Source organism: Rhizobium rhizoryzae (assembly GCF_011046895.1).
Classification (GTDB): Bacteria; Pseudomonadota; Alphaproteobacteria; order Rhizobiales; family Rhizobiaceae; genus Neorhizobium; species Neorhizobium rhizoryzae.
The window spans coordinates 975,597-996,689 of the sequence record NZ_CP049249.1 but is presented as its reverse complement, the minus strand read 5'-3'; the positions used below and the strand labels follow the sequence as shown (position 1 = coordinate 996,689).

At 55.4% G+C, this 21,093-nt stretch carries 16 protein-coding genes; 4 read left to right on the top strand and 12 right to left on the bottom strand.

Translation table 11 applies throughout. From position 1 onward, the window contains the following. Nucleotides 1-4 precede the first annotated feature (4 nt). The 12 genes from G6N80_RS05390 to repA all read right to left on the bottom strand — a co-directional run bounded on the left by G6N80_RS05390 (nucleotide 5) and on the right by repA (nucleotide 14,468). Complete coding sequence (locus G6N80_RS05390; protein WP_425503862.1) at nucleotides 5-1,306, bottom strand: CmpA/NrtA family ABC transporter substrate-binding protein; 1,302 nt, start codon at nucleotides 1,304-1,306, stop codon at nucleotides 5-7. Nucleotides 1,307-1,653: 347 nt separating this feature from the next. Beyond that, nucleotides 1,654-2,937 (bottom strand): CmpA/NrtA family ABC transporter substrate-binding protein, encoded by a 1,284-nt coding sequence (locus G6N80_RS05385; RefSeq protein ID WP_425503861.1) that lies wholly within the window; start codon nucleotides 2,935-2,937, stop codon nucleotides 1,654-1,656. A gap of 40 nt (nucleotides 2,938-2,977) precedes the next feature. Then, a complete protein-coding gene (locus tag G6N80_RS05380; protein ID WP_376748636.1) occupies nucleotides 2,978-3,577 on the bottom strand; it encodes an ANTAR domain-containing response regulator in 600 nt (199 codons plus the stop codon). An 81-nt stretch (nucleotides 3,578-3,658) separates the two neighbouring features. Next, nucleotides 3,659-4,639, bottom strand: a complete 981-nt coding sequence (gene nadE, locus G6N80_RS05375; RefSeq protein ID WP_062557101.1) for an NAD(+) synthase — start codon at nucleotides 4,637-4,639, stop codon at nucleotides 3,659-3,661. 5 nt (nucleotides 4,640-4,644) lie between these two features. Beyond that, nucleotides 4,645-6,153: a class I adenylate-forming enzyme family protein gene (locus tag G6N80_RS05370; protein ID WP_165131856.1), complete on the bottom strand. Its 1,509-nt coding sequence runs from the start codon at nucleotides 6,151-6,153 to the stop codon at nucleotides 4,645-4,647. Between the two features lie 7 nt (nucleotides 6,154-6,160). Beyond that, the gene (locus G6N80_RS05365; protein ID WP_062557103.1) at nucleotides 6,161-6,415 is read right to left on the bottom strand and encodes an acyl carrier protein; all 255 of its coding nucleotides are present in this window, start codon (nucleotides 6,413-6,415) and stop codon (nucleotides 6,161-6,163) included. Beyond that, entirely contained in the window at nucleotides 6,405-8,369 is a 1,965-nt protein-coding gene (gene asnB, locus G6N80_RS05360) for an asparagine synthase (glutamine-hydrolyzing) (protein ID WP_165131853.1), read from the bottom strand. The genes G6N80_RS05365 and asnB overlap by 11 nt, the downstream gene beginning before the upstream one ends. A 6-nt stretch (nucleotides 8,370-8,375) precedes the next feature. Further along, the gene (locus G6N80_RS05355) at nucleotides 8,376-9,518 is read right to left on the bottom strand and encodes a hypothetical protein (RefSeq protein ID WP_246251365.1); all 1,143 of its coding nucleotides are present in this window, start codon (nucleotides 9,516-9,518) and stop codon (nucleotides 8,376-8,378) included. 84 nt (nucleotides 9,519-9,602) lie between these two features. After that, nucleotides 9,603-10,691 carry an RHE_PE00001 family protein gene (locus G6N80_RS05350; protein WP_165131850.1) on the bottom strand — a complete coding sequence of 363 codons (1,089 nt, stop codon included), beginning with the start codon at nucleotides 10,689-10,691 and terminating at the stop codon, nucleotides 9,603-9,605. Nucleotides 10,692-10,814: 123 nt separating this feature from the next. After that, the gene (gene repC, locus G6N80_RS05345) at nucleotides 10,815-12,152 is read right to left on the bottom strand and encodes a plasmid replication protein RepC (protein ID WP_165131847.1); all 1,338 of its coding nucleotides are present in this window, start codon (nucleotides 12,150-12,152) and stop codon (nucleotides 10,815-10,817) included. Nucleotides 12,153-12,309: 157 nt separating this feature from the next. Beyond that, complete coding sequence (gene repB / locus G6N80_RS05340) at nucleotides 12,310-13,296, bottom strand: plasmid partitioning protein RepB (protein WP_062557108.1); 987 nt, start codon at nucleotides 13,294-13,296, stop codon at nucleotides 12,310-12,312. Continuing rightward, on the bottom strand, nucleotides 13,293-14,468 hold the full coding sequence (gene repA, locus G6N80_RS05335; RefSeq protein WP_062557109.1) for a plasmid partitioning protein RepA: 1,176 nt from the start codon (nucleotides 14,466-14,468) through the stop codon (nucleotides 13,293-13,295). The genes repB and repA overlap by 4 nt, the downstream gene beginning before the upstream one ends. Nucleotides 14,469-15,031: 563 nt before the next feature. Here repA and G6N80_RS05330 point away from each other — a divergent pair. From G6N80_RS05330 to G6N80_RS05315, 4 genes are all read left to right on the top strand, one after another. Next, on the top strand, nucleotides 15,032-19,054 hold the full coding sequence (locus G6N80_RS05330; RefSeq protein ID WP_165131844.1) for a Pls/PosA family non-ribosomal peptide synthetase: 4,023 nt from the start codon (nucleotides 15,032-15,034) through the stop codon (nucleotides 19,052-19,054). A 203-nt stretch (nucleotides 19,055-19,257) separates the two neighbouring features. Further along, the gene (locus G6N80_RS05325; protein ID WP_165131841.1) at nucleotides 19,258-19,980 is read left to right on the top strand and encodes a helix-turn-helix domain-containing protein; all 723 of its coding nucleotides are present in this window, start codon (nucleotides 19,258-19,260) and stop codon (nucleotides 19,978-19,980) included. Nucleotides 19,981-20,167: 187 nt separating this feature from the next. Next, the gene (locus tag G6N80_RS05320; RefSeq protein ID WP_062557111.1) at nucleotides 20,168-20,791 is read left to right on the top strand and encodes a hypothetical protein; all 624 of its coding nucleotides are present in this window, start codon (nucleotides 20,168-20,170) and stop codon (nucleotides 20,789-20,791) included. A 38-nt stretch (nucleotides 20,792-20,829) separates the two neighbouring features. Next, nucleotides 20,830-21,072, top strand: a complete 243-nt coding sequence (locus G6N80_RS05315) for a hypothetical protein (RefSeq protein ID WP_062557112.1) — start codon at nucleotides 20,830-20,832, stop codon at nucleotides 21,070-21,072. Nucleotides 21,073-21,093 lie beyond the last annotated feature (21 nt).

The window sequence follows — 21,093 nt, the reverse complement described above, 5'->3', positions numbered from 1 at the left end:
TTGCTCAGGCCATGCGGGAAATGCTGAGGCTCTTCAGGTAGGCAGCCGGATTTTCCGGATCGAAGACCTTGCCGTCGAAGAAGGTTTCCTTGCCGCGGGATGACGAGGCGGGCATGTCGGACACGCCGAGGGCCTTTGCGGCGTCACGCCAGAGTTCTTCGCGATTGACCTTGGAGATGAGCGCCTTGATATCGAGCGTTGGCTCGAACTTGCCCCAGCGGATGTCTTCCGTCAGGAACCAGGCGTCATGGCTCTGGTAGGGATAGGAGGCGTGGTCTCTCCAGAACTTCATGAAGTGCGGGCTGTTTTCGACCAGCTTGCCGTTGCCGTAATTGTATTTACCCTTGATGCGGTCGGTAATGTCCTTCGGCGGAACGTTGAACCAGCTGCGCTTGCCGACGATTTCGGCCAGTTCATCCTTGTTCTTCATGTCGTCGCACCACTGCGCCGCTTCCAGAACGGCCATCAAGAGCGCTTTCGTCGCACGCGGGTTCTTCTCCACCCAGTCGGCGCGCATGGCGAAGGATTTTTCCGGATGCTTGTTCCAGATCTCAGCGGTGTTGACCGCCGTGTAGCCGATGCCCTGATTGACCAGTTGTTCGTTCCACGGCTCGCCCACGCAGAAACAGTCCATGGTGCCAACCTTCATGTTGGCCACCATCTGCGGCGGGGGAACAACGATCGTTTCCACATCCTTGTCCGGGTCGATGCCACCAGCAGCCAGCCAGTAACGGATCCAGAGGTCATGCGTGCCACCGGGGAAGGTCATGGCAACCTTGGCAGGCGTACCGGCAGCTTTCTTCTTGGCAAAGGCTTCCTTCAGCGCTCCTGAATCGAGCCCGACCTTGAGGTCCGCATAGGCAGAACCCACAGAGATGGCCTGCGCATCGAGGTTGAGACGCGACAGGATAACCATGGGCAAGGGCTGGTTGTTCTGCGTCACCTTGCCGGTGGAAATGAGATAGGGCATCGGGGTGAGGATATGGGCGCCATCTATGCCGCTGCCTGCAGATCCGAGAACGAGGTTGTCTCGCGTCGTGCCCCAGGAGGCCTGTTTGACGACTTCGACATCCGGCATTCCGTGCTTGGCGAAAAGTCCCTTTTCCTTTGCGACGATCAGCGGCGCGGAATCAGTCAATGCGATGAAGCCCAGTACGGCTTTGGTTGTTTCAGGGCCTGCCCCTTGCGCAAATGCTCCCGAGGGAAATGCGGTCTTGACTGCGCCAAGAAGGGCGGCGGTCGCGGACGTCTTCAAAATCGTACGGCGGCTGATGCCGGTATCGGATGCCTTCGTCATTTTTTTCATTCCCCTCTGTGACGGAGTGCCAAAACGAAAAAACGCCGCGTGCTTGAATGCAGCATCCGGGCGGGAGGAGCCGGACGGCAAGGAAGCCTGCGACGTCGTTGTCTGATGATCTATATGATGCCCTGTCGGACGCTCATCTGCCTGCCGATCGCCATTGACCGGTGCGTTGTTATCCTTGCAAGCTGCGTGCCAGTTTTGGCAGTCAAATACATGACACTGTAAAGATTGAATTATTTTCGATTTGAAGTGGACGATCCAAAATTTGGGCACTCGTCCGTGTGCCTAATTTGGAAGCGTCGAGCTTGGTCAGCTGCTGCCATTCTGAGCAGGCGCAGCAAGAGGAGGCCTCAAGTTTCCAGCGTCGACGGCAGCGTCCCATTCTCCTCTGCCCGCACCGCAAAGCTTTTGACGTAAGCCTCGATGGCGGCCGGATCGAAAATCTTGCCGTCCATGAAAATATCGTCGGGCTCGCTTCCCGCAGGCGCGAGATCGCCGTCATGATCGCCGACCTGCCCGAGCGCGGCTTGATAGAGATCTGGCCGGAATGCCGATGCAGCAGCATCCGCGGCCTGTTGAGAGAATCGCACTTGGCCCCAACGCACCATCTGACTGAAGATCCAGAGCGCCTGACGCGGCTGCGGAATGTTGGCGCCCTGGCGGTGGAAGGTAAAATAGTTTGGAATGATGCGGCGATTTCCCTTGGCATCTAGCGAGAAGCGGCCTGCGAGAACCTGACGGATAATCTCGACGGGCGCTGCGATGTAACGGTCAGCCGACAGGATTTCCGCGAGATGCGCGTGGTTTGCCGGTTCGTCGCACCATCGCGCGGCTTGATCCAGTGCAACGATCAGACGCAGAACGGTGTCTCTGTTGGCCTCCGCCCATTCCGGGCGCATGCCAATCACCTTTTCCGGTGCCGAGGGCCAGATATCCTGCTTGGCGGCAACGATACGCCCGACCCCGCGTTCGGACGCCACCATGTTCCAGGGTGCACCAACACAGAACCCGTCGATAGCACCAGCCTCCAGAGCATCTGATGTCAGCGGCGGCGGCACGACGACCATTTTGACGTCACGATCCGGATTGATGCCTCCTGCTGCCAACCAATAGCGGAACTCGTAATTGTGCGACGAGAACGGGTAAGTCATGCCCAGTGTCGGTGGGCTCTCGCCTCTATCACGCATATCAGCGAGAACCGCCGCAAGCGCCTGGGCATTTCCCAAAGCGGATGCGTCTTCTCCCAACCCGGTAACGGCTTGCATCCTCTCGAACAGACGCGTGGACAGCGTTATGGCATTGCCACCTCTCCCAAGCGAGAACGGTGTCATCGTCGGCGATGGATTGGAGCCCAGCCCGAGGCTTGCCGCGACCGGCATGGGAGACAGCATATGGGCAATGTCAAATTGCCGGAAAGCAAGACGATCGCGCACATTGGCCCAGGAGACATCCCGAACCAATTCGATGGAAAGACCTTCGCGCTGAGCAAAGCTCATCTCGACCGCAGCAATCAGGACGGAGGCATCCATCAAGGGAATGAAACCGGCTCGCAGGACCTTCTGCTGAGGCTCTCCGCCCAAAGCTGGAGCCGTGAGATTGCTGTTGCTGTCCGGCACGTTCGTCATCCTGTACATTGCGCGCCCTTAGGTTTTGACGTGCAGCGATCACCTGTCATCACAGCAACATCCCGGCCGCAGTCACGACCGACTGGGCAATGTCTGCCAATCGCTTCTTTTCATTCATCGCGGTCTGACGCAGAAGCGTGAAGGCTTCCTCTTCGGAAAGATTACGCATCTTCATCAGAATGCCCTTCGCGCGCTCAATGACCTTGCGCTCTTCCAGCGCCGATCTAGCCTCTGCCAATTCTCGCTGCAAACGGTTGAAGACGTTGAAGCGAGACACCGCCATATCGAGGATGGGCTTCACCCGTTCCTTCCGCAAACCGTCAACGATGTAGGCAGATACGCCGGCATCGACTGCTGCTTCGATGGATGCCGTATCCGAACGATCGACAAACATGGCAATCGGCCGGCTGATCGAGCGCGTCAGTTGGAACAGATGCTCCATCATGTCGCGGTTGGGATTCTCGATATCGATGATGATGACGTCGGGCTTCAGATTCTCGATCAACCGGGCGATGCCGTGAACTTCATGAACGACCGTCACACGGTGATGCCCAGCCTCGCGCAAACCTTCATCAATGATCGCCGCACGCACAGCGTTTTCATCGATGACAAGAATGGTGAGGTCGAGATGGTTCATGGCCGCAACCATGCCGCAACGCAGCATAGTTGACAAGATCAATCGATGAAAATTAAGGCATCGATGATAATGCCTTAATTTTCATCATTCCGATCAAAGCCGCGTCAGCGGTGCTGCGTGGAGATATCGGGCGACCTTGCGCTTCGCCTTTATATCCTGCCAGACGAGGTCGACCTGCTTGGGAGACAAGCCGACTGCACCAGCGACCTCTTGCGAAGACAAATCGCTTTCCAGACCGAATAGACAGATATCCATCTTCTGGTATGGCAGCGCAAAGTAGAACTCTTCCTGCGTCTGTGGCAGGGAGTAAGTATCTGTCGTCGGCGGTCGTGATAGAATTTCCTCTGGCACGCCGAGTTCGGCTGCCAATTGAAACACCTGACTTTTGTACAGATGCGCGATTGGCTTGATGTCAGCAGCTCCGTCGCCATTCTTGACGAAGAAACCCTGATCGTATTCGAGCCGGTTGGGGGTTCCCAGAACAGCAAAGTTCAGACGATCGGCATGGTAGTATTCGATCTGCTTGCGCGTGCGCTGCTTCATGTTTGTTGCAGCCACGATGCCGAGATAGGCCTTCGCGCTCAAGCGAACCTTTTGCATCTCTCCGTCCGGTGTCCGAACAACAAGCGAGGAGATATTGTAGCCGCCACTGGTCAACGGATTGTCGAAGACGATCTTGGAGCTCCACCCGGGCCCATATTCCGGCACCGCTTCACGAATGAAGCCGTCGCGCCGCTCATAGCATCCGGCTGCGGCAAGAGCGGGACCAATATCCTCTATGATCGTCTCGATGCCAAACCGGGCGGCAAGCTTTTGACCAAGACGCAGACTTTCCGGATCGGAGTCATTCTCCGGCATGAAGACTCCGAAAACGTTCTTTGCTCCGAGCGCCTCGACAGCCAGGGCCGCGCAGAGGCTGGAATCGATACCGCCGGACAGACCGAGCACCAGTCCGCGTTTACGCAGGTCCGTGCGCAGTCGCTCGCGCAACCAGTTAGCAGTCGCCTCAATTTCAGCCTTTGCATCCAGGATCAGCGGAGCAAAAGAAGGGATATGATTTGATTGATGTCCCATTCAGCTTACTCCATGGGCTGTTCCGGCTCGATAAGGAGCCTGCGGCTGACCTTGCCCGAAGGCGTTTTTGGTAGCGAGTTTCTGAACTCGACGAGCTTCGGCACCATATGCTCTTCAAGATGCCGCGCACAAAATCGCTGAACATCGCGTGCCGTCATCTGAGCCTCCTGGCTGACGATGACAGCCTTGATCGCCTGGCCGAGCAGATCATGGGGTACACCCATTGCGACGGCCTCGGAAACACCAGGCATCTGGCAAAGCACCTCTTCCACCAGACGCGGCGCAACCTTCTCGCCGCGACATTTGATGACATCGTCCATGCGGGAAACGAAACTGACGAAACCGTCTCCATCGGCGCTAAAGAGATCACCTGTTCGCAACCAGCGCTTTCCGGTGGACGGATCAATGGAAAGCGCGCGGCCAGTGGCCTCTTCGTTTTGCCAATAACCCTGCATGACGTTCGGTCCACAAACCAGAAGCTCACCCACGTGGCCCGGGGCCAAAGATTTCCCCTCCTCGTCGACGATCTTCAACTTCACCCCGGGGATTGCAATTCCAACCGAACCGCGGCGTTGGTTGAGTTGAGCGGGCGGCAACCATGTTGCACGCGTACATTCCGTCTGACCGTACATGATGAAGAGGTCAGCGCGCGGCAGGAAAGCGTGTAACCAATCCTGGTGGGCAAGCGGCAAAGGCGCGGCGGCACATGTCACATAGCGCAGACTGGCAAACCGTCGGGGGTCGAGTTCACGCGCCTGCACCATGATCGCGGCGATCGAGGGAACGATCGGCCAGCCCGTTACACCCTCCCTCTCGAGGGTCTGGTAGATCTGTTCCGGAAAGGCGAAGGATTTTTCGATAACCAGCGTCGCGCCGACCTTCACTGAACTCATCAACTGGTTGAGCCCGTAACCGAATGACATTGGCAGCACCACCAGAATAACATCATCGGAGGTGTTTCCGAGATAGGATGTGATGGAGGTGACGGCAGCGTCGAGATTTGCATGGGACAGCATCACGCCTTTCGGCAATCCCGTAGAGCCGGAGGTGTAGATAATGGCCGCCAGCGCCTCTGGCGAACGCGACAGGAAAGGCAATGGATCTGACTCGAACGTCTGTCTCAGGCTGCCACCTTCCCCGGCGACAATGCAAGGAATGCCTCCGTCCATCGCCTCCAGGTGTCCGACAAGCCTGGGCTCGGTGATGATGAGAGATGGTTGGCAATCCTGAACGATCTGTTGCAGACCCGCTGGCTTCGTTGACGGGTTGACCGGACAGATGACGGCACCCGCCCTCCAGACTGCAAACACGGCTATACCAAGCTCCCAGCCGTTATCAAGAAACAGGATAACGCGATCACCTTCGCCGACGCCGCCTTTGGCGAGCGACTGGGCCAATCGCGCGGACCGATCCAGCAGATCAGCATAACTCAGTCGCATTCCATCTGAGATGATTGCGTTCTTGCCCGCATGCAGCTGTGCGCTGTGAACCAGATACTGCTCGATCCGCGTCATATACCGGTCAACCTGCCTGCTTTCGCTCGACGAATGCTGTGATCCGGGCCAAGCTATCCAGATTTGCCGGAATGATGTCGGTATCTGCAACCTTGATACCGAACCTCTCCTCCAGATAGCTCACAAGCTCCAGGATACCGGTTGAGTCCACATAGTCACTGTCGATGAGCGATGTGTCCGCCGTCAGCGGCTGTGACTCGTCGCCGAAGAGAAAGTTCTCGACAATGAAGGCGCGAAGGATGGCTTTGGTGTCATCTGACATGATTGAGGTCGGTCCCGTTCTTGGAATTGGAGAGGCTGTCGCTCGTTCCGACGGCCAGGATCTGCGTGGACAAGATTCCGATGAATGCGGAGTTATCTCTGAAGCTTGCAATTTCGCCCTGCATCGCCTTGTCAACAAGTTTGCCGACGGCAGCAGGATTGAAGAATGCAGAGGCTTTCAGTTTTTCTGGCGAGAGGACGGTCCTGAGGTAGTCAGAACCTTTTGGTTTGGCGAAGCTGGCAGCATCGGGAGCGCGATAGGGCTGTTTGGGCCTGTCGATTATTCCGCCGGGTATATGGCGGCGGGCAACGTCCTTCAGGATATGCTTCTCGCGCAACCCCTTCAGTTTGCGATCCGGGTGCAGCCGTGAGGCGAATTCGACAACGCGATGATCGAGAAACGGAAAACGCCCCTCCACCGCGTTGGCCATCATCGGCCGGTCGCCCTGCGCTGACAGGATGTAACCCGGCAAGAGATATCGAGTCTCCAGATACTGCGCCTGATTGAGAGGATGCCAGCGCCTGAAGTCTTCCGGCAGTTGGCTTGCCAGTTCTTCCGCTGCATCATAATTGCCAAGGATCCCACGAAGTTCGGACGAAAAGAACAGCTTTGCCGATGCTGTCGATTTGAACCGCGGCCGATGAGAATAGAGCGGATCCTGAAGATCTTCCGAACCGACACCGAAGAAGCGAGCCAGATACTCCGGTGTCTGCTGCTGAACGCCCGGAAGGTAAGAATACAGACGTTGGAATAGTCGTGGACGCCTCGTCGAGGACGGTTGGCGGCCACAGAACCGCCTTACCTTCGCCTCTCGAAACAGGTCGTAACCGGCAAAGATTTCGTCAGCCCCCTCCCCTGTGAGGACAACCTTCATGCCATCGTCCCTGACGGACCGGGCAAGCCCCTGAAGCGGCACCGGCGCGGTGCGTAGAATTGGTTGACGTATCAAACGCATGACCCTCGGCAGGTCATCCCGAATCTGGTCATGCGAGGACGTTACGCTGACATGATGGGAACCGATCGATTGCGCCATCATTTCCTGCCATCGTCCTTCGTCATGTTCGACACTGTCGAAACGCAGCGAATAGGTCCGAAGCTCGTGGCCATGGATTTTGGCAGCCAATGCCGACAGCAGGGAGGAATCCAGACCGCCGGACAGATAGGCTCCCACCGGAACATCCGCACGTAACCGAAGGCGAATGGCGTCCATCAGCAGTGCTTCAAGCTCTTCGAGCTGGTCTTCAGGAGACGCGTCGATTGCGAGATCGGATCGATCGGGGAATTCTGCCTTCCACCAGGCATCGACCCGCTGCATACCCGCCTCCAGAACCATGACGTGGCCGGGCGGTACCTCCTTGATCGCAGCATAGGCCGTGCGCGGCGATATGGGGCACCACAGGGTGAAGGTTTGATCAAGAGCGATCGGATCCAGCTCATGGGAGACGCCCGGCAGTGCGAGCAAAGCCTGGACCTCGGAAGCAAAGAAAACCGCACCGTTACATTGTGTGTAGAACAGGGGTCTTACGCCCATCCTGTCTCGCGCAAGGATCAGGCGTTGCCGGGATCTGTCATGGATCGCGAAAGCAAAATCGCCATTAAGATCCGCAAGGCAATTCAGCCCCTTGTCACCGAAGGACGCGAGAAGGACCTCCGTATCGGAGCTCGATCTGAGGTTATGGCCTTTCCTGTTCAGCTCCTGGCGCAATTCCACGTAGTTGAACACCTCTCCATTGTAGGAAATGGAAAGATTGCCATCCGTGCTGACCATAGGCTGAGCGCCATCTGCCAGTCCGACAATCGAGAGCCGCGCATGGGCCAGCCCGACATCGCCATTGATCAGAATGCCATTTCCATCGGGTCCGCGATGGTTCAGATGGTCGAGCATGAGACGCAGATAGGAAGCGCCGGTTTCACCTGAAAAGTTTCCGCCAAAGTAGCCTGCGATAGCGCACATCACGGATCACTCGAACCTGTCGCCGATGAACCGGGTCCAGCCCTCGCCCACCAGACCGTTGATAAACGCCTGACCGCTCTTCAGCGCCTCCAGAAGTTCCCGATCATGCGTATGAACGATGGTTGCCGCGGAAGGAACGAATGCGCATTTCTTGCCGATCATCGCCTGAATGATACTCGGCTGACTGGCGCCTCGGATGGCCACAAGCCCCAAGGCGGATGCATCTCTCAACAGGCAATCGATGACGATGGATTCGAGGCCCGGTTCCGAAACGACTTGAACCGTTCTGCCGATATCCCCCTTGTTGCCATACAAGAGATAGAGCCCGATGATCTTCCCACCACGATTTTTCACGGCGCGCTGGTGACGTTCTCCATAATTGCGTTTGCGAGTCGCATGCTGAAGCATCGCCTCCAGTTGTCCGTTGCTCCAGACGGGTCGGATTGCGTACTGGGTCAGTAGTCCTGGCAGCAGCTCGGCAAAGTCCGAATCTGAAATCGGCTCGGTCAAGAAGGCGTCTGCCTTACCCGGTGTCCGCTCGTAGCCGAGCCAACTTGAGGGCCCAAGTGCGCGAGACAGGACGCCATCAAACGCATGGCCAAATGGCCTCATCACTTTGAGAGCGCGCATATGGTTTGTCGCAGCCTCTATGGCGAATGATGCCGGACGCAAGATCCTCAGCCAGCCGAGACTGTATGACCCCAGGACCGTGGCCCGCATGGATTTCCACATTTCTGTCGAGATATCATTGGCAGTCTCTGTAAAGGAGAGATCCTGGGGACCGGATAGAACGTCCCGCAACAGGCGTGCGCCCGCAAATGGATCGACATCCCGATCATCGGAAACAAAGCTCCCGCAATCAAGTGCAAGGATCTGCCTGTCCTTGAATTGCATCGAAACCGGGAGAACCCCGATAAAACCCGATACGCTTCCATCGTCTCGCAGATGAACCCGTGATCTGAAAGCCGGTTCAGGCCGCGCATTATCGAGAAAGATCTGGCGGAAGTAGGATCTCAGGTCGTCGTTTGCAGGTTGCGACGTCTTTCGAAGAAGCCGCTGGAACAAGTTCGCAACGTCATCCAAATCTGCTTCTTCGAACGTCCTGACCTTCGACATAGCCTCTCGCAAGGCCCGGAACACTTGGGCCATCGCGCCATTCCTAGCCTGTGGACCGTGTAGAAAGCGTAAAGCGCGAGCCTGGCTCAGAAACCCGAGTGTCTCAACCCAGCCATGCTACAGAATGCCCCAGGCGCGAAAACGCCCTCTCCCCGTGACTTCCCGAAGGTTGAGTTCTTCGATCAGGCGCAATGCCGCACGCTGTGTGATTTTCAAATGACGTGCAGCCATGTCCGTCGAAACGATCGGTTTGGACAAAACAAGATTGATCAGTTGCGGAAGCCTCGAAGATGATCGTCGTCCAACCAGATGGCGGGACATCATCTGATGCGCGAGTGACAGTCTATCGTGCTCTTTCAACCCGAATTCTGCCATTGCACGGATGCCACCCAGAAGGTTCCGAAGTCGGACATTCGTATCGCGCGTGGTGCGATCTTCCCGGCTCACCAATTTCAGACTGAGGTTCAGCGCGGGAAGATGCTGACACGTAACGAGATGTCGCTGTCGCAACAGTGAGGCGGCAAGCAAACGCCCAAGCCAGTTTCCATGCTGGAAAACCTGGAGCGTATTCCAGCTATCCAGGGCGATGACACATTGCAGCAGCGCGGGATAGTGCGCATTTCTGGAAACGACCTGAAGCCATTCACCGAGACGCTCTTCCTCGTCCCAATCTTCGTCATAGATCAGGTTTCCCTTGGCTTCTGGCTTGGTGAAGCGGATATCATGCAGCACGGCTTCACTCTTTGCGAGCAAAGCATCCATGGCAGCGATGCTGCTGTCCAGATCATCCTGTTCGCGGTCGTCGTCAACTATCAGCGATTTCAGTTCCAGCCGTGGAGTGTCCTCCATGAGGCTTTTCCCACGCAATGAAGTGATGCCAGAGGCTGTCAACGCCCAGTCAATCTTGTTGGCCGCAATTCGTCTGCGTTGCCTAAGAACGTCGTTTGCAATCGTCAACTCGTGGCTGGGAGTCCGGCTGTCTTGGGAGGCATCATGCAAAACGAGATCTTCCAGATGAACCAGTTCACCATCGATCCACAAAGAGGCACAGGCATCGAGGAAATGAAACCGTTCAAGAAAGCCTTCCCGGATGGGCGATTTCCCGAGGCGTTCGTCAAGTCGCACCAGCGCAGCATCAGCGGATATTAGATCATTCAACAAGCCATCGACGTCGATTTTGGAAGAAAGCCAAGCCGTTGATGTCATGGTGAATAACTCGTTAAACAGACATGAAATGACATTTAATGTCCGCTGCTAGGATTCCGCTTTCGCTGGTATCGAGGCTGACCGACCGTCCCAAGCGCTTCAAACGCTCCAAGCTGAGTTACTCTAGTTTGTTGTGCTGATTCGAACCATCCTTTTCTCCTCTGTGCTCCCTGCACGTGCTCCTCGGCTACAGAGCTTCAGAAGTTGGTGAGAGACCGCGATTGGCTGTTCGGATGGAACTGGCTTCACCTGCGCCGTGGTGTAGCTCCGTTTCAGCATCGACAACAGAAGCTGTTCGGCATCAAGGCGATTCGAGATCAGGAGCTTGAGCAATTCGCAGAAATAAGCGCCCGGTGATCTGATCTGTTCCTGACGTTGGTATACGATGCACACAAGAATGTTTGCTGTCAGTTCGCCGCTCAGCCGAACGCAGCGAAGGTACTGTTCCTTGTCTATACCCAGAACCACCCGTGCAATTTCACAGGCATGCGACAGAGATATCAAGTCCCTAAAGGGTCTTGCAGGACTGCATTCATGGATTTTGGGGCACGTTTTCAAAATCACGTCCAGTGAGATGCGGCTTCCTTTGACGACGGTCTGCTGGAGCGTATTCGTGTGGAGCTGAGCCTGCGTCCTTTCTCCGCAAAGGTTTTTGGTCCTTCTTTCAATATAGGATTCGGATTCTGACTCCTCTTTGTGGCGGTCATCCTGTCCCTCATTGGCGGACGTATTAACCGATTTTTCGATGTTATTCAGACTGTTGAGCAGTTGAGAGCGCAGAGCTTCAAGCGCGCGCAACGACGCTTCCAAGTTTGCCGCTGTTGCCTGGCGTGGAAGATGAGCCAGGATTTCATCCAGGCGCAAGGAAATCGCAACGAGTTCTTCCGAGCGTGTTTCGTCGATGTAGAACTGCAGGAGCTTTCTCATATCCCGGCGACAAATTGTTATCGCTTCCTTTGTTCGCTTCAGGCGCATCGTTTCTTCCACGATTTTGGCTGCCATTTCGGCAAACTCCGTAGCCCGTAACGCCATAGGGCGCAGATCGAAGCCATAAGCACATTCGATCTCGCCACTGCGCGAACGATGGGCATAGCGTTTACCGTTTGGACTATCGTTCCGGCAGATCAGTCCGGCCTCAACAAGCGAGGCTATGCTTCTCCGTAGCGTTCTGGCGCAGACGCCGTGGGCGCGAAGCGAGAGTTGTTCGTTTGAAGGAAACACGACCAATGGCGCTTTGGGGTCCATGTCGGTTCCTGGAAGAAATGACAGAAGCGCGTTCAGCACTGCAAGTGCCCGATCCTGAAGGCCAAGCTTTGAGCGAGCTTCGGCGATGTGCCGGAACACTTTCCACTTATCGACAATCTGAGACCCAGCGACGGAATTCGCGGTCGCTTGGTGTTTCAATTGAGCACGCGTCAACGGCCGCCGCCCAAAGGGCGTCGTTATAGATTCGAGATGCATCTTCCTTGCCTTTCAATAGGCAAAAGAAATCCGCTCACCAAAACGGTGCCAAAAACTCTTGACTGCGATTCGTGAAAGTGCGATTCTCTGTCTTGCTTAAGGATATGAGAAGGGCTTCCACGACGGCGACGTCTCGGGGGCCTTTTTCTTTTGCGGACTATTCCTTCCTGTTTTTCTTCAGATACTGGGCATGCAGCAGCGGGAGCTGCTCGGCGATGAATTCCGCAAAGTCGGTCGGAACAGACTTGTTGAAATTGATTTTCGAGCCCGATTTTGCATGAGCAAGCGTTCCGATAATCAATCCACTCGCTTCGATCTCGTGAACTGAAGACGTATTCTGCTTGACCTGTTGGGTTTTCAGCGCGTTGAGCGCCAGCGCGAAACGGTCCGCGCCATCCTTGACATAGGCAAGAGCCGCCCTCACCTGTCCATCGGCATTGTCAGCCTGATGCCAGTGTTCGACAAACTCCATCCAGCGTCGCCGACCGGTATCGGGGCTACGACCGATAAGACGCAGAATATCTCCCGGCACTGTTGTTGCGATGCGGATCATTTCGGAGATGTGCGACTTGCCCGTAGAAAGCGAGGCGCAGATAACATCGCGATTGAAACCTGCCTCTTGTTGGGCCAGAGCGAAACTGCACTTTTCGATGAAGGTAAGGTCATCTCGATTGGTGTTTTCTTCGCCTTGATAGATGATTGCCTGTTCATCGGTCAGATCCTTGACGATCGCCCGAAACTTCAGACCCAAAGCCTTGGCGGCAGCCAGACGGCGCCGACCGTAGACGATTTGAAAAGGCTTTATTCCGTCCGAAGTCGGTCGAACAAGGCCAGGTACGATCTGGCCCTGCTGCCTGATCGACTCCAGCATCTCTGCCATGGCACTATCGTCATAGGCGCCTTCGAAGCGATCCTGAATTGCCGACTGGGCGATATCTTCTACATCGATTTCAGCAATGCGGTCGCCTTCCTTCAGCAGTCGGTCGAGAATTTCTCCCCTCTCCTGCATCTGGCGAATGCCGTCGGCGACTTTCTTCAGATGTGGAGACTGGGAATTCGGCGCCTGTGTCGGAATGGCAGGGGCCGGAGCCTGCATCTGTCCCAGCACATTGGCGAACATCCCTTTTGAATCTTTACGGCTCATTGGCGACCCCATGCAGTCCAGATGAGTTTTTCGATTTCTTCATTGGATGCGTTCAGCGACTCAATTGCTCTGTCGTAGGTCTTGGGTGACGAAAATCTCGAACGCTGCACTTCATAGAGGCTTTGCTTCCAGGTCAGTGCGTCGGCCACTGCCGTTGATTTGATGATCATGTTCAGCAGCAGGTTCTCACCGAAGACTTGACGCATGAGGGCAGCCATATTGGCCTGCGGATGGTCGTTCGGCTCATACTTGGTAATCAGGAACCTCGCAAAATCCCATGAGACGGATGCGCCAACATCGTTGAGGATCTGCATGTAGGACGATGCCAGTTCCAGAAACTTACCGGTCGCGTCCACGTCCAGCATATGGGCCGGCACCGGAATGATGACGCCGGTTGCCGCTGTCAGCGAGGAGAGCGTGAGGAAGTTCAATGACGGTGCTGAGTCCATCAGGATGATGTCGTAATCGTCCGTTACCTGCTCCAGAGCTTGAGAGACACGCAGCAGGAAGCTTGTGCCGCTTTTGCGCATCTCGAGTGCGACAGCGGTTTCGAATTCCGTCAGTTCAAGTCCGGCACAGATGACGTCGAGACCGGTGATGTGCGTCTTGTGAATGAGCTCGCGTGTTGGACGCGGTTGATCGAACCGGATGGCGGCATAAAAAGTGTCATCTGTCCGTGGATCAAAGGTTGGCAGCGCTCCATGAAGACTGGTGAGCGAGGCTTGAGGATCGAGATCCAGCAGCAGCACGCGGTAACCCCGCAAGGCGAGGTAATGGGCCAGATGCACCGTCGTCGAGGTCTTGCTGGAGCCGCCCTTGAAATTCGTGACCGAAATGATCTGGCAGGCTTCGCCGGAAACGCGGCGAGGGTTCATCCACTTCTTGCGGCCGTTTTCCGCAAGCATCATTCTCAACTCTAGAATTTGTTCAAGAGTGTACATACGGCGCCCATTGCCGCTGACCTCCGGAGTGGGCCCCTTCTCCTTCTGGACGATCTGGCGAATATAGGCTTCCGAAACATCGAGCAGGGTTGCCACTTCTGCCGCAGGAAAAAGTCGCATTTCGCGACGCGAGTCCGGAGGGTACTGCGCAAGCGTCAAGCTCTGAAGCGCGCTGTCAAGCTTGCTCGAAAAGCTTTGCATGAAGTCAAGGCTACTTAGATGGCGGTTCACGATTCGGGTCCTCAATTGCATTGCGATAGATAGAAGCAGCCTTGGTTAACATGTCTCTAACGAGGGTGATGTTTCGCAAAAAACCGGAACTGCGGCAATTATGCGCAACTACAAACCTATATCGATTCGGAGCGGGGGTGAATGGGCAATAGTTCCCCGCGGGGAACTCGCTATAGCTCGCCTTCGGTCGTAGTTCCCCGCGGGGAACATGACCCATAGCCTCATTGTTTAAGCCTTGGTCGAGGTCTACATCTGATGATGGGATCTACCGATATCTCGTTCCGCTGAAGCGCTGGCTAATGTGTGAAAACGAAAGGTCAGAATCGGGGCATGTGTAAAAGGATCTTGGTCGATCTGCTGAAGAATTAGCACACTATGCAAAAAAAAGTGGCGAACCAAACAGAAGTCTTGACCGAACCGGGCGCCCCGAAACATAGGTGTGGCGCAGCTCTAGAATAGGCGAGAGTCTGCAAGAATTCATTGCAATCATTATGAGTCCTGAACCGGTAATACCGTCTCCTCAAATATGATCAGCGGTGGCGCAGCGTAGGCAGGTGGACATTATGAATTTGATTGGGACACATTTGCGCGGACTTGTCCTTTCCGACGTCGGAGAGAATGCCCCGATCCTTTTTGGTCCAGTATCTCCCACCCCGTCCCGGCATGGCGAGAGGCTCGAGCATATCTTTGCGGAACGCGCCGTGTCCGGCGGCGATGCAGTGGCGGTCATCGATGCCTGCCGCCAGTGGACCTATGCGGAGATCGATACGTGCGCCAATCAGTTTGCGCGCATGTTGATGGAGCAAAATGTGAAGCCGGGCGACCGCGTGGCGCTTCTGGTTGATCGCTCAGCTGAAACATACATCATCATTCTCGCCATTATAAAGGCTGGTGCGGTTTTTGTTCCGCTTGCGACGGCCTTCCCCGATGAGCGCATGGCACTCATTCTGGAGGATGCCAATGTCAATCTCCTTGTGACGATGGAGGCCTATGCTGATCGTGCGAGGAACTTGTCCGTACCCCATCTCGTCGTCGCGCTCGACCGCGAGCATTTGTCCAGGTTCGAGGCTACGCCGGTTGAAGTTAGTCCAGCCCTCGATGATCTGTGCTACATTCTGTATACCTCAGGCACGACAGGCCGCCCAAAGGGGGTGGCTGTAGCGCATCGAAGCATCTGCAATTTCGTGCGCGTTGCAGCCGATGCTTACGGCTATCGCCCGCAAGACCGCATCTATCAGGGCATGACGATTGCCTTCGATTTCTCCACAGAGGAGATCTGGGTTCCCTTCGCCGCCGGTGCGACCATTGTGCCGGCACCCGGCCGTATGACGCTTGTCGGTGAGGAACTGGCAGAATTCCTCCGTGCCAACGAAATCACCTGCATGGCGTGCTCACCAACCCTCCTGTCATCCATCGAGAGCGATGTTCCGTCACTTCGCGCTATTCTGGTTGGGGGGGAGCATTGTCCGCAAAATCTGGTGCAGCGATGGTGGCGTCCCGATCGGCAGATCCTGAACACCTATGGGCCGACGGAAGCCACCGTCACAGCGACGATGTGCTATCTGTCTCCTGATCATCCGGTCACAATCGGAAAGCCGTTACCCACATACTCAATCGTCCTTCTCGACCCGGAATTTCCCGAGCTTGCTTCTCCGGGAGACTTGGGTGAAATCGGTATTGCTGGTATCGGACTTGCTGTTGGTTACCTCAACCGTCCGGATCTGACCGAGCAGAAATTCATTCCCGACTTTATTGGACTGCCGAACAATCCCTCTCATCGCATCTACCGGACAGGTGACCTCGGCCGGATCAATGAACAAGGCGATATCGAATATCACGGCCGCATCGATACTCAGGTGAAGATCCGTGGCTATCGCATCGAGCTGAGCGAAATTGAGTCGGTGCTTCTGGAGCAGTCGTCCATCGCACAGGCTGCCGTGACCACCTGGGAGATCGAGCCAGGGCGGGTGGAGCTCGTCGGATACTATGCATACAAGTCCGGCGTCGATCCGATGTCTCGGAGCGCCATTGCCGCAGAGCTGCGAAAGCGGCTGCCAGACTATATGGTACCATCTTTTCTTGAGGAATTGCCGGCATTGCCAATGACGGTTTCCGACAAGGTCGATACGCGCAAGTTGCCGCGGCCCGTGAGCTTGAGGGTTAGCAAGGAACGGCCGCATGTTCCTCCATCAAACGATGAAGAACAGTTCATCACCGATGCGCTGTCGGAAGCGCTGAACATGAAGGTCAATTCGATCGAAGATCATTTCTTCGACGATTTGGGCGCCAACTCTCTCCTTCTGGCGCGCTTTTGCGCAAAGCTGAGAATGCGCAAAGAGTGGGCCACCACCTCGATGCGCGACATCTACATGCATCCTTCTGTTGCAAGTTTGGCGCAACACCTCAAGGGACCAGAGGAGGAGGTTGCCGCGGTTGAGGAAACCTATCCCCCTCACCGAGCCAGCAATCTCGCCTATTGGACCTGTGGCGCGGCGCAACTCCTGTTCTATGGACTCTATGCATATGTAGATCTATGGTTGCTAAATCGTGGATTGAACTGGGTCTATGACAAGCTGGATGATCCCGCCCAGCTCTATGCGAGATGCGCGCTTCTATCGCTTGCTATCTTCTTCGGTATGTCCGGCTTTGCGATTCTGATGAAGTGGCTGCTGATCGGACGTTGGAAACCAGAAAGCATCCCCATCTGGAGTTTGCGATATTACCGCTTCTGGGTCGTCAAGACGCTCATACAAACGGCACCTGTCGTCCTTTTCAGAGGAAGTCCGCTCTACAGCCTCTACCTGCGTTTGCTAGGTGCCCGTCTGGGCGACAATACGACGATCGAATGCCGCTCAATTCCTGTCTGTACAGACCTCATTTCGATTGGTGACAATTCCATCCTGCGGAAGGAGTCCATGCTCATGGGCTATCGCGCGCAGTCGGGATACATTCACACAGGCCCTATCTCGATTGGCGATAATGCCTTTGTGGGAATGGGCTGCATGATCGACATCGATACGAGTATTGGTAATCGGTCGCAACTCGGCCATGCCTCCTCGCTCCTGAGGGGGCAGCGGATACCTGATGATCAGCATTGGCACGGCTCTCCTGCCAGCCAGACGACTGCCAATTACTGCCCCGTTCCTCCGGTCCAAATTTCGACGACCCGCCGTATTCTGTACGAAATCGTCCAGGTCATTACGCTGTTCGTCTTTGTCACTCCTATCCCGCTGTGGTTCCACAGCTATTGGCAGAATGTTTCCGACGACTACCAGGAATCCATCGGCGTCGTGGCGATTGGCACGACCGTAACGCTGGTTGCCTTGTTCGCGGGTCTATTGGCTGCCGCGCTCATTCTGCCTCGTTTATTCAGCTTCGTCTTGCGACCGAACCGGACCTACAAGCTCTATGGTTTCCATTTCTGGCTTCAGTCCATTGTTGAAGTTGTCACCAATGCGCGATTGCTCAACCTTCTTTTTGGCGACAGCTCCGCCATCGTTCATTACATTCGAGCTCTTGGATGGAAACTGAACAAGGTGGTTCAGACCGGTTCCAACTTTGGCAGCAATCAACAGCAGGATAACCCGCTTTTTTGCGAGATCGGCTCCGGGACAATGGTTTCGGACGGTCTGTACATGATCAACGTCAACAAGTCTGCAACCGCGTTCCGCCTGGAAAAGACCAAGATTGGTGAACGCAACTACCTTGGAAACAACATCTTCTATCCGCCGAATGGCCGCACGGGGGAGAATGTTCTTCTCGGAACCAAGGTCATGATCCCGGTTGATGGCCCGATGCGCGAGAATGCAGGACTGTTGGGTTCCCCACCCTTCGAAATCCCCCGTATCGTTCAACGCGATGTCGACCTGATCCAAGGGGTCACCGAGGCCGAGCGACGCGCGCAACTGCCGAGGAAGAACAGGCACAATGCGGCAACGGGCCTGACATTCTTTGCGGTTCAATGGATCATGCTGTTTTCAACGCTCGCAATCTGGGATCGCGCGCTGAACTACTACACAGACTGGGGGCACCTCGCCTTGTTCGGCGCTGTCGTCCTGACTGCCGGGGTCACCGTTGTGCTGCACATCTTCATCGAATGGGCAAGCCTGCGTTTCCGCCCTCTGAAGCCGAACATGACAACGATCTATGATATCTCGTTCTGGCGGCATGAACGGCACTGGAAACTGGCGGACTCGCCAATCACCAACCTGTTTACGGGAACACCATTCAGGCCCATGATCTTGAGAGCGCTTGGCGTCAAAATGGGCAAGCGCGTCTATGATGGCGGCGCGAATCTGACCGAGCGTTCGCTGGTCCAAATTGGTGACGATGTAACGTTGAACGAAGGTTGTGTCATCCAGGCTCACTCTCTGGAGGAGGGGGCATTCAAATCAGACCATATCCGTATCGGCAACGGATGCACCCTGGCCACAGGCGCGTTCATTCACTATGGCGTCGTCATGCAGGAAGGTTCTACTGCGGATCTGGATTGCTTCATCATGAAGGGTGAAATTCTGGAGAAGAATTCCATCTGGCGCGGCAATCCCGGCAAACTCTATGGCTTTTTCAAAGCGCCGGGCGATTGAGCCGACCTCAGAGCGATTAGAGAGACGCATGACAGTCTTTCTCACCGGACCTATTCTATCCGCTGTCACCCTGTGGCAGCGGATTTTCCATATGTGCAGAACGGCAAATTGCAACCAGTGATAAATTTGATCGATTCCAGCTATCGAGAGTAGTACAACTAATCTGCTACCAGAAATTGTTTAAACAGCAATTTGGTAGTAACATGCACTCAATCTATTTCACTCACAAAATTACCGGAACCTCCATCGCGCTCGAAATTCATTCGACCGACCAGAATCTCGTGGGGATCATCACCACTGCAATCCAGTCGTTGAATGGCTTGCAGCTATACCACGGAGAACCGCAGAACCAGGCAAGGTCCTGGGGTTTTGCTATCTTCGACTGCAGACACGAATTCCCCACGAAGGTTTCGTCGAATGTCCATAATCTAGCTCTCGTACCCCCCGCGCTGGCCAATCGTGAAACAACCTATGCGTCCGGATTTACCGACTTCATCGCATGGCCCCTAACGCCGGACGAACTAAGCGTTCGGATTCTCGGTCGTTGCGGGATCTGGTCTCATGAAGGAGGATATCACCGCTTCTCGCCCATCCCACTTGTAGAACGCATCTGCAACTTCATGAGCGAGGATCCGCAGCGGACTGTATCTGTCCGGTCGCTAGCCAGAAATTTCCATAGCAACCACAACACCATAAACCGCCTTTTCAAGCAGGAGTTCGGACTTCCGCCTCTCGCCTGGCAACGGAAACTCAGATTGGAAGGTGCAGCCTACCGTCTGATGCGAAGCATGGATTCGATCACCGAAATCGCAGCCGAATTTGGCTATCCATCGCCGAACAACTTCGCGACGGCGTTCAAGCGTCATTTCGGCAAATCACCCCTTCAATACCGAAGAGATGAAGCACGCAAACGTCAGGATGACTGACGAAGAAGAAACCGTCAGAGAAGACCTCTAGCTTCTCTTTCAGGTTGCATATCCAAATAAAAAACCTTTAGGTTGATTCATAGTGATTGATCTAAAGGAATGCAGCCACCAACGGGGAGGAGCTCATGACGAGACGCCTGGGAGTCCTCCCCATACCGCCAACATAAGTCTTGATAAGGATATTACCATGCCAAATTATACTCTCAATATTGCATTCGATCAGGCAGGTCTGCAGGCTTTGAGCCAGGCAGGGCAGAGCGTTACGATTGCAAAGCAATCAGCTGGTGGCCTCCAGACCGCATGGATCACTTTCCAGCCTCAGCTCAACAACGTGGTCAGCTGGACGGAGCAGTATTCGGTCTACGCATCGACGACCAATGCCCAGGCTGGTGCCCAGATCATCACCAGCTCGCAGGCAACAGCGATTGCCGGTAGCAGCTATAACCTCAACACTGCTGGATATTTCGATGCGGGTGTCCCCGGATCTGTCGGTACTACGCAGTATGAGATCAACAACGGCGATCCGAACCTCAAGATCAACAACGTGGCGATGGTGACCGGCGGTCTCGTACAGGGTGCGACGGTCAACGGCGCGGCGCTTTCCGCTCCGATTTGCGCTGTTGGCATCCTTTTCAATCAGCAGGCGATCTTCACGCCGATCGAGACGATTCAGATCTATACGTCCAGCTATTCGAACAACGGTATCGTCATCTCGCAGGTTGCTGGCAACGCACTGACGGTAACCTATACCACCAACTCCACTGCGAGCGTCGCATATAACGACCAGAACAATCAGTTCATCATGAGCTGAGGCGGCAATCGAAGCATCAATGGATTGAGGTATCGGTCATGCTATCGGTCATAACAGTGCCGCGCAGGCAGTCTGCCTTTCTGAGGGAAGGGCAGGTTCGGGGACCACTCCAGGTGACGGGCGTCATGACGCCCTACACCATCGCGATTGGCGAAGGAGAGCCTGAGCCGCACGTCATCCCGTTGGGCGAGATCCATACCTATAACGTCGGTGGCCGGAGCGTTAAGGTGTCAAATACGACACCCGCGCCCGGTCCCGATAACCTGACCCTGTCCTGGTAAAGTGTCTTCCTGACGCTTTAG

Bases quoted from the DNA above. Each gene is read 5' to 3' on its own strand.
- G6N80_RS05390 (WP_425503862.1), bottom strand. From the start codon at position 1,306: ATGAAAAAAATGACGAAGGCATCCGATACCGGCATCAGCCGCCGTACG.
- G6N80_RS05385 (WP_425503861.1), bottom strand. From the start codon at position 2,937: ATGTACAGGATGACGAACGTGCCGGACAGCAACAGCAATCTCACGGCT.
- G6N80_RS05380 (WP_376748636.1), bottom strand. From the start codon at position 3,577: ATGGTTGCGGCCATGAACCATCTCGACCTCACCATTCTTGTCATCGAT.
- nadE (WP_062557101.1), bottom strand. From the start codon at position 4,639: ATGGGACATCAATCAAATCATATCCCTTCTTTTGCTCCGCTGATCCTG.
- G6N80_RS05370 (WP_165131856.1), bottom strand. From the start codon at position 6,153: ATGACGCGGATCGAGCAGTATCTGGTTCACAGCGCACAGCTGCATGCG.
- G6N80_RS05365 (WP_062557103.1), bottom strand. From the start codon at position 6,415: ATGTCAGATGACACCAAAGCCATCCTTCGCGCCTTCATTGTCGAGAAC.
- asnB (WP_165131853.1), bottom strand. From the start codon at position 8,369: ATGTGCGCTATCGCAGGCTACTTTGGCGGAAACTTTTCAGGTGAAACC.
- G6N80_RS05355 (WP_246251365.1), bottom strand. From the start codon at position 9,518: ATGGCCCAAGTGTTCCGGGCCTTGCGAGAGGCTATGTCGAAGGTCAGG.
- G6N80_RS05350 (WP_165131850.1), bottom strand. From the start codon at position 10,691: ATGACATCAACGGCTTGGCTTTCTTCCAAAATCGACGTCGATGGCTTG.
- repC (WP_165131847.1), bottom strand. From the start codon at position 12,152: ATGCATCTCGAATCTATAACGACGCCCTTTGGGCGGCGGCCGTTGACG.
- repB (WP_062557108.1), bottom strand. From the start codon at position 13,296: ATGAGCCGTAAAGATTCAAAAGGGATGTTCGCCAATGTGCTGGGACAG.
- G6N80_RS05330 (WP_165131844.1), top strand. From the start codon at position 15,032: ATGAATTTGATTGGGACACATTTGCGCGGACTTGTCCTTTCCGACGTC.
- G6N80_RS05325 (WP_165131841.1), top strand. From the start codon at position 19,258: ATGCACTCAATCTATTTCACTCACAAAATTACCGGAACCTCCATCGCG.
- G6N80_RS05320 (WP_062557111.1), top strand. From the start codon at position 20,168: ATGCCAAATTATACTCTCAATATTGCATTCGATCAGGCAGGTCTGCAG.
- G6N80_RS05315 (WP_062557112.1), top strand. From the start codon at position 20,830: ATGCTATCGGTCATAACAGTGCCGCGCAGGCAGTCTGCCTTTCTGAGG.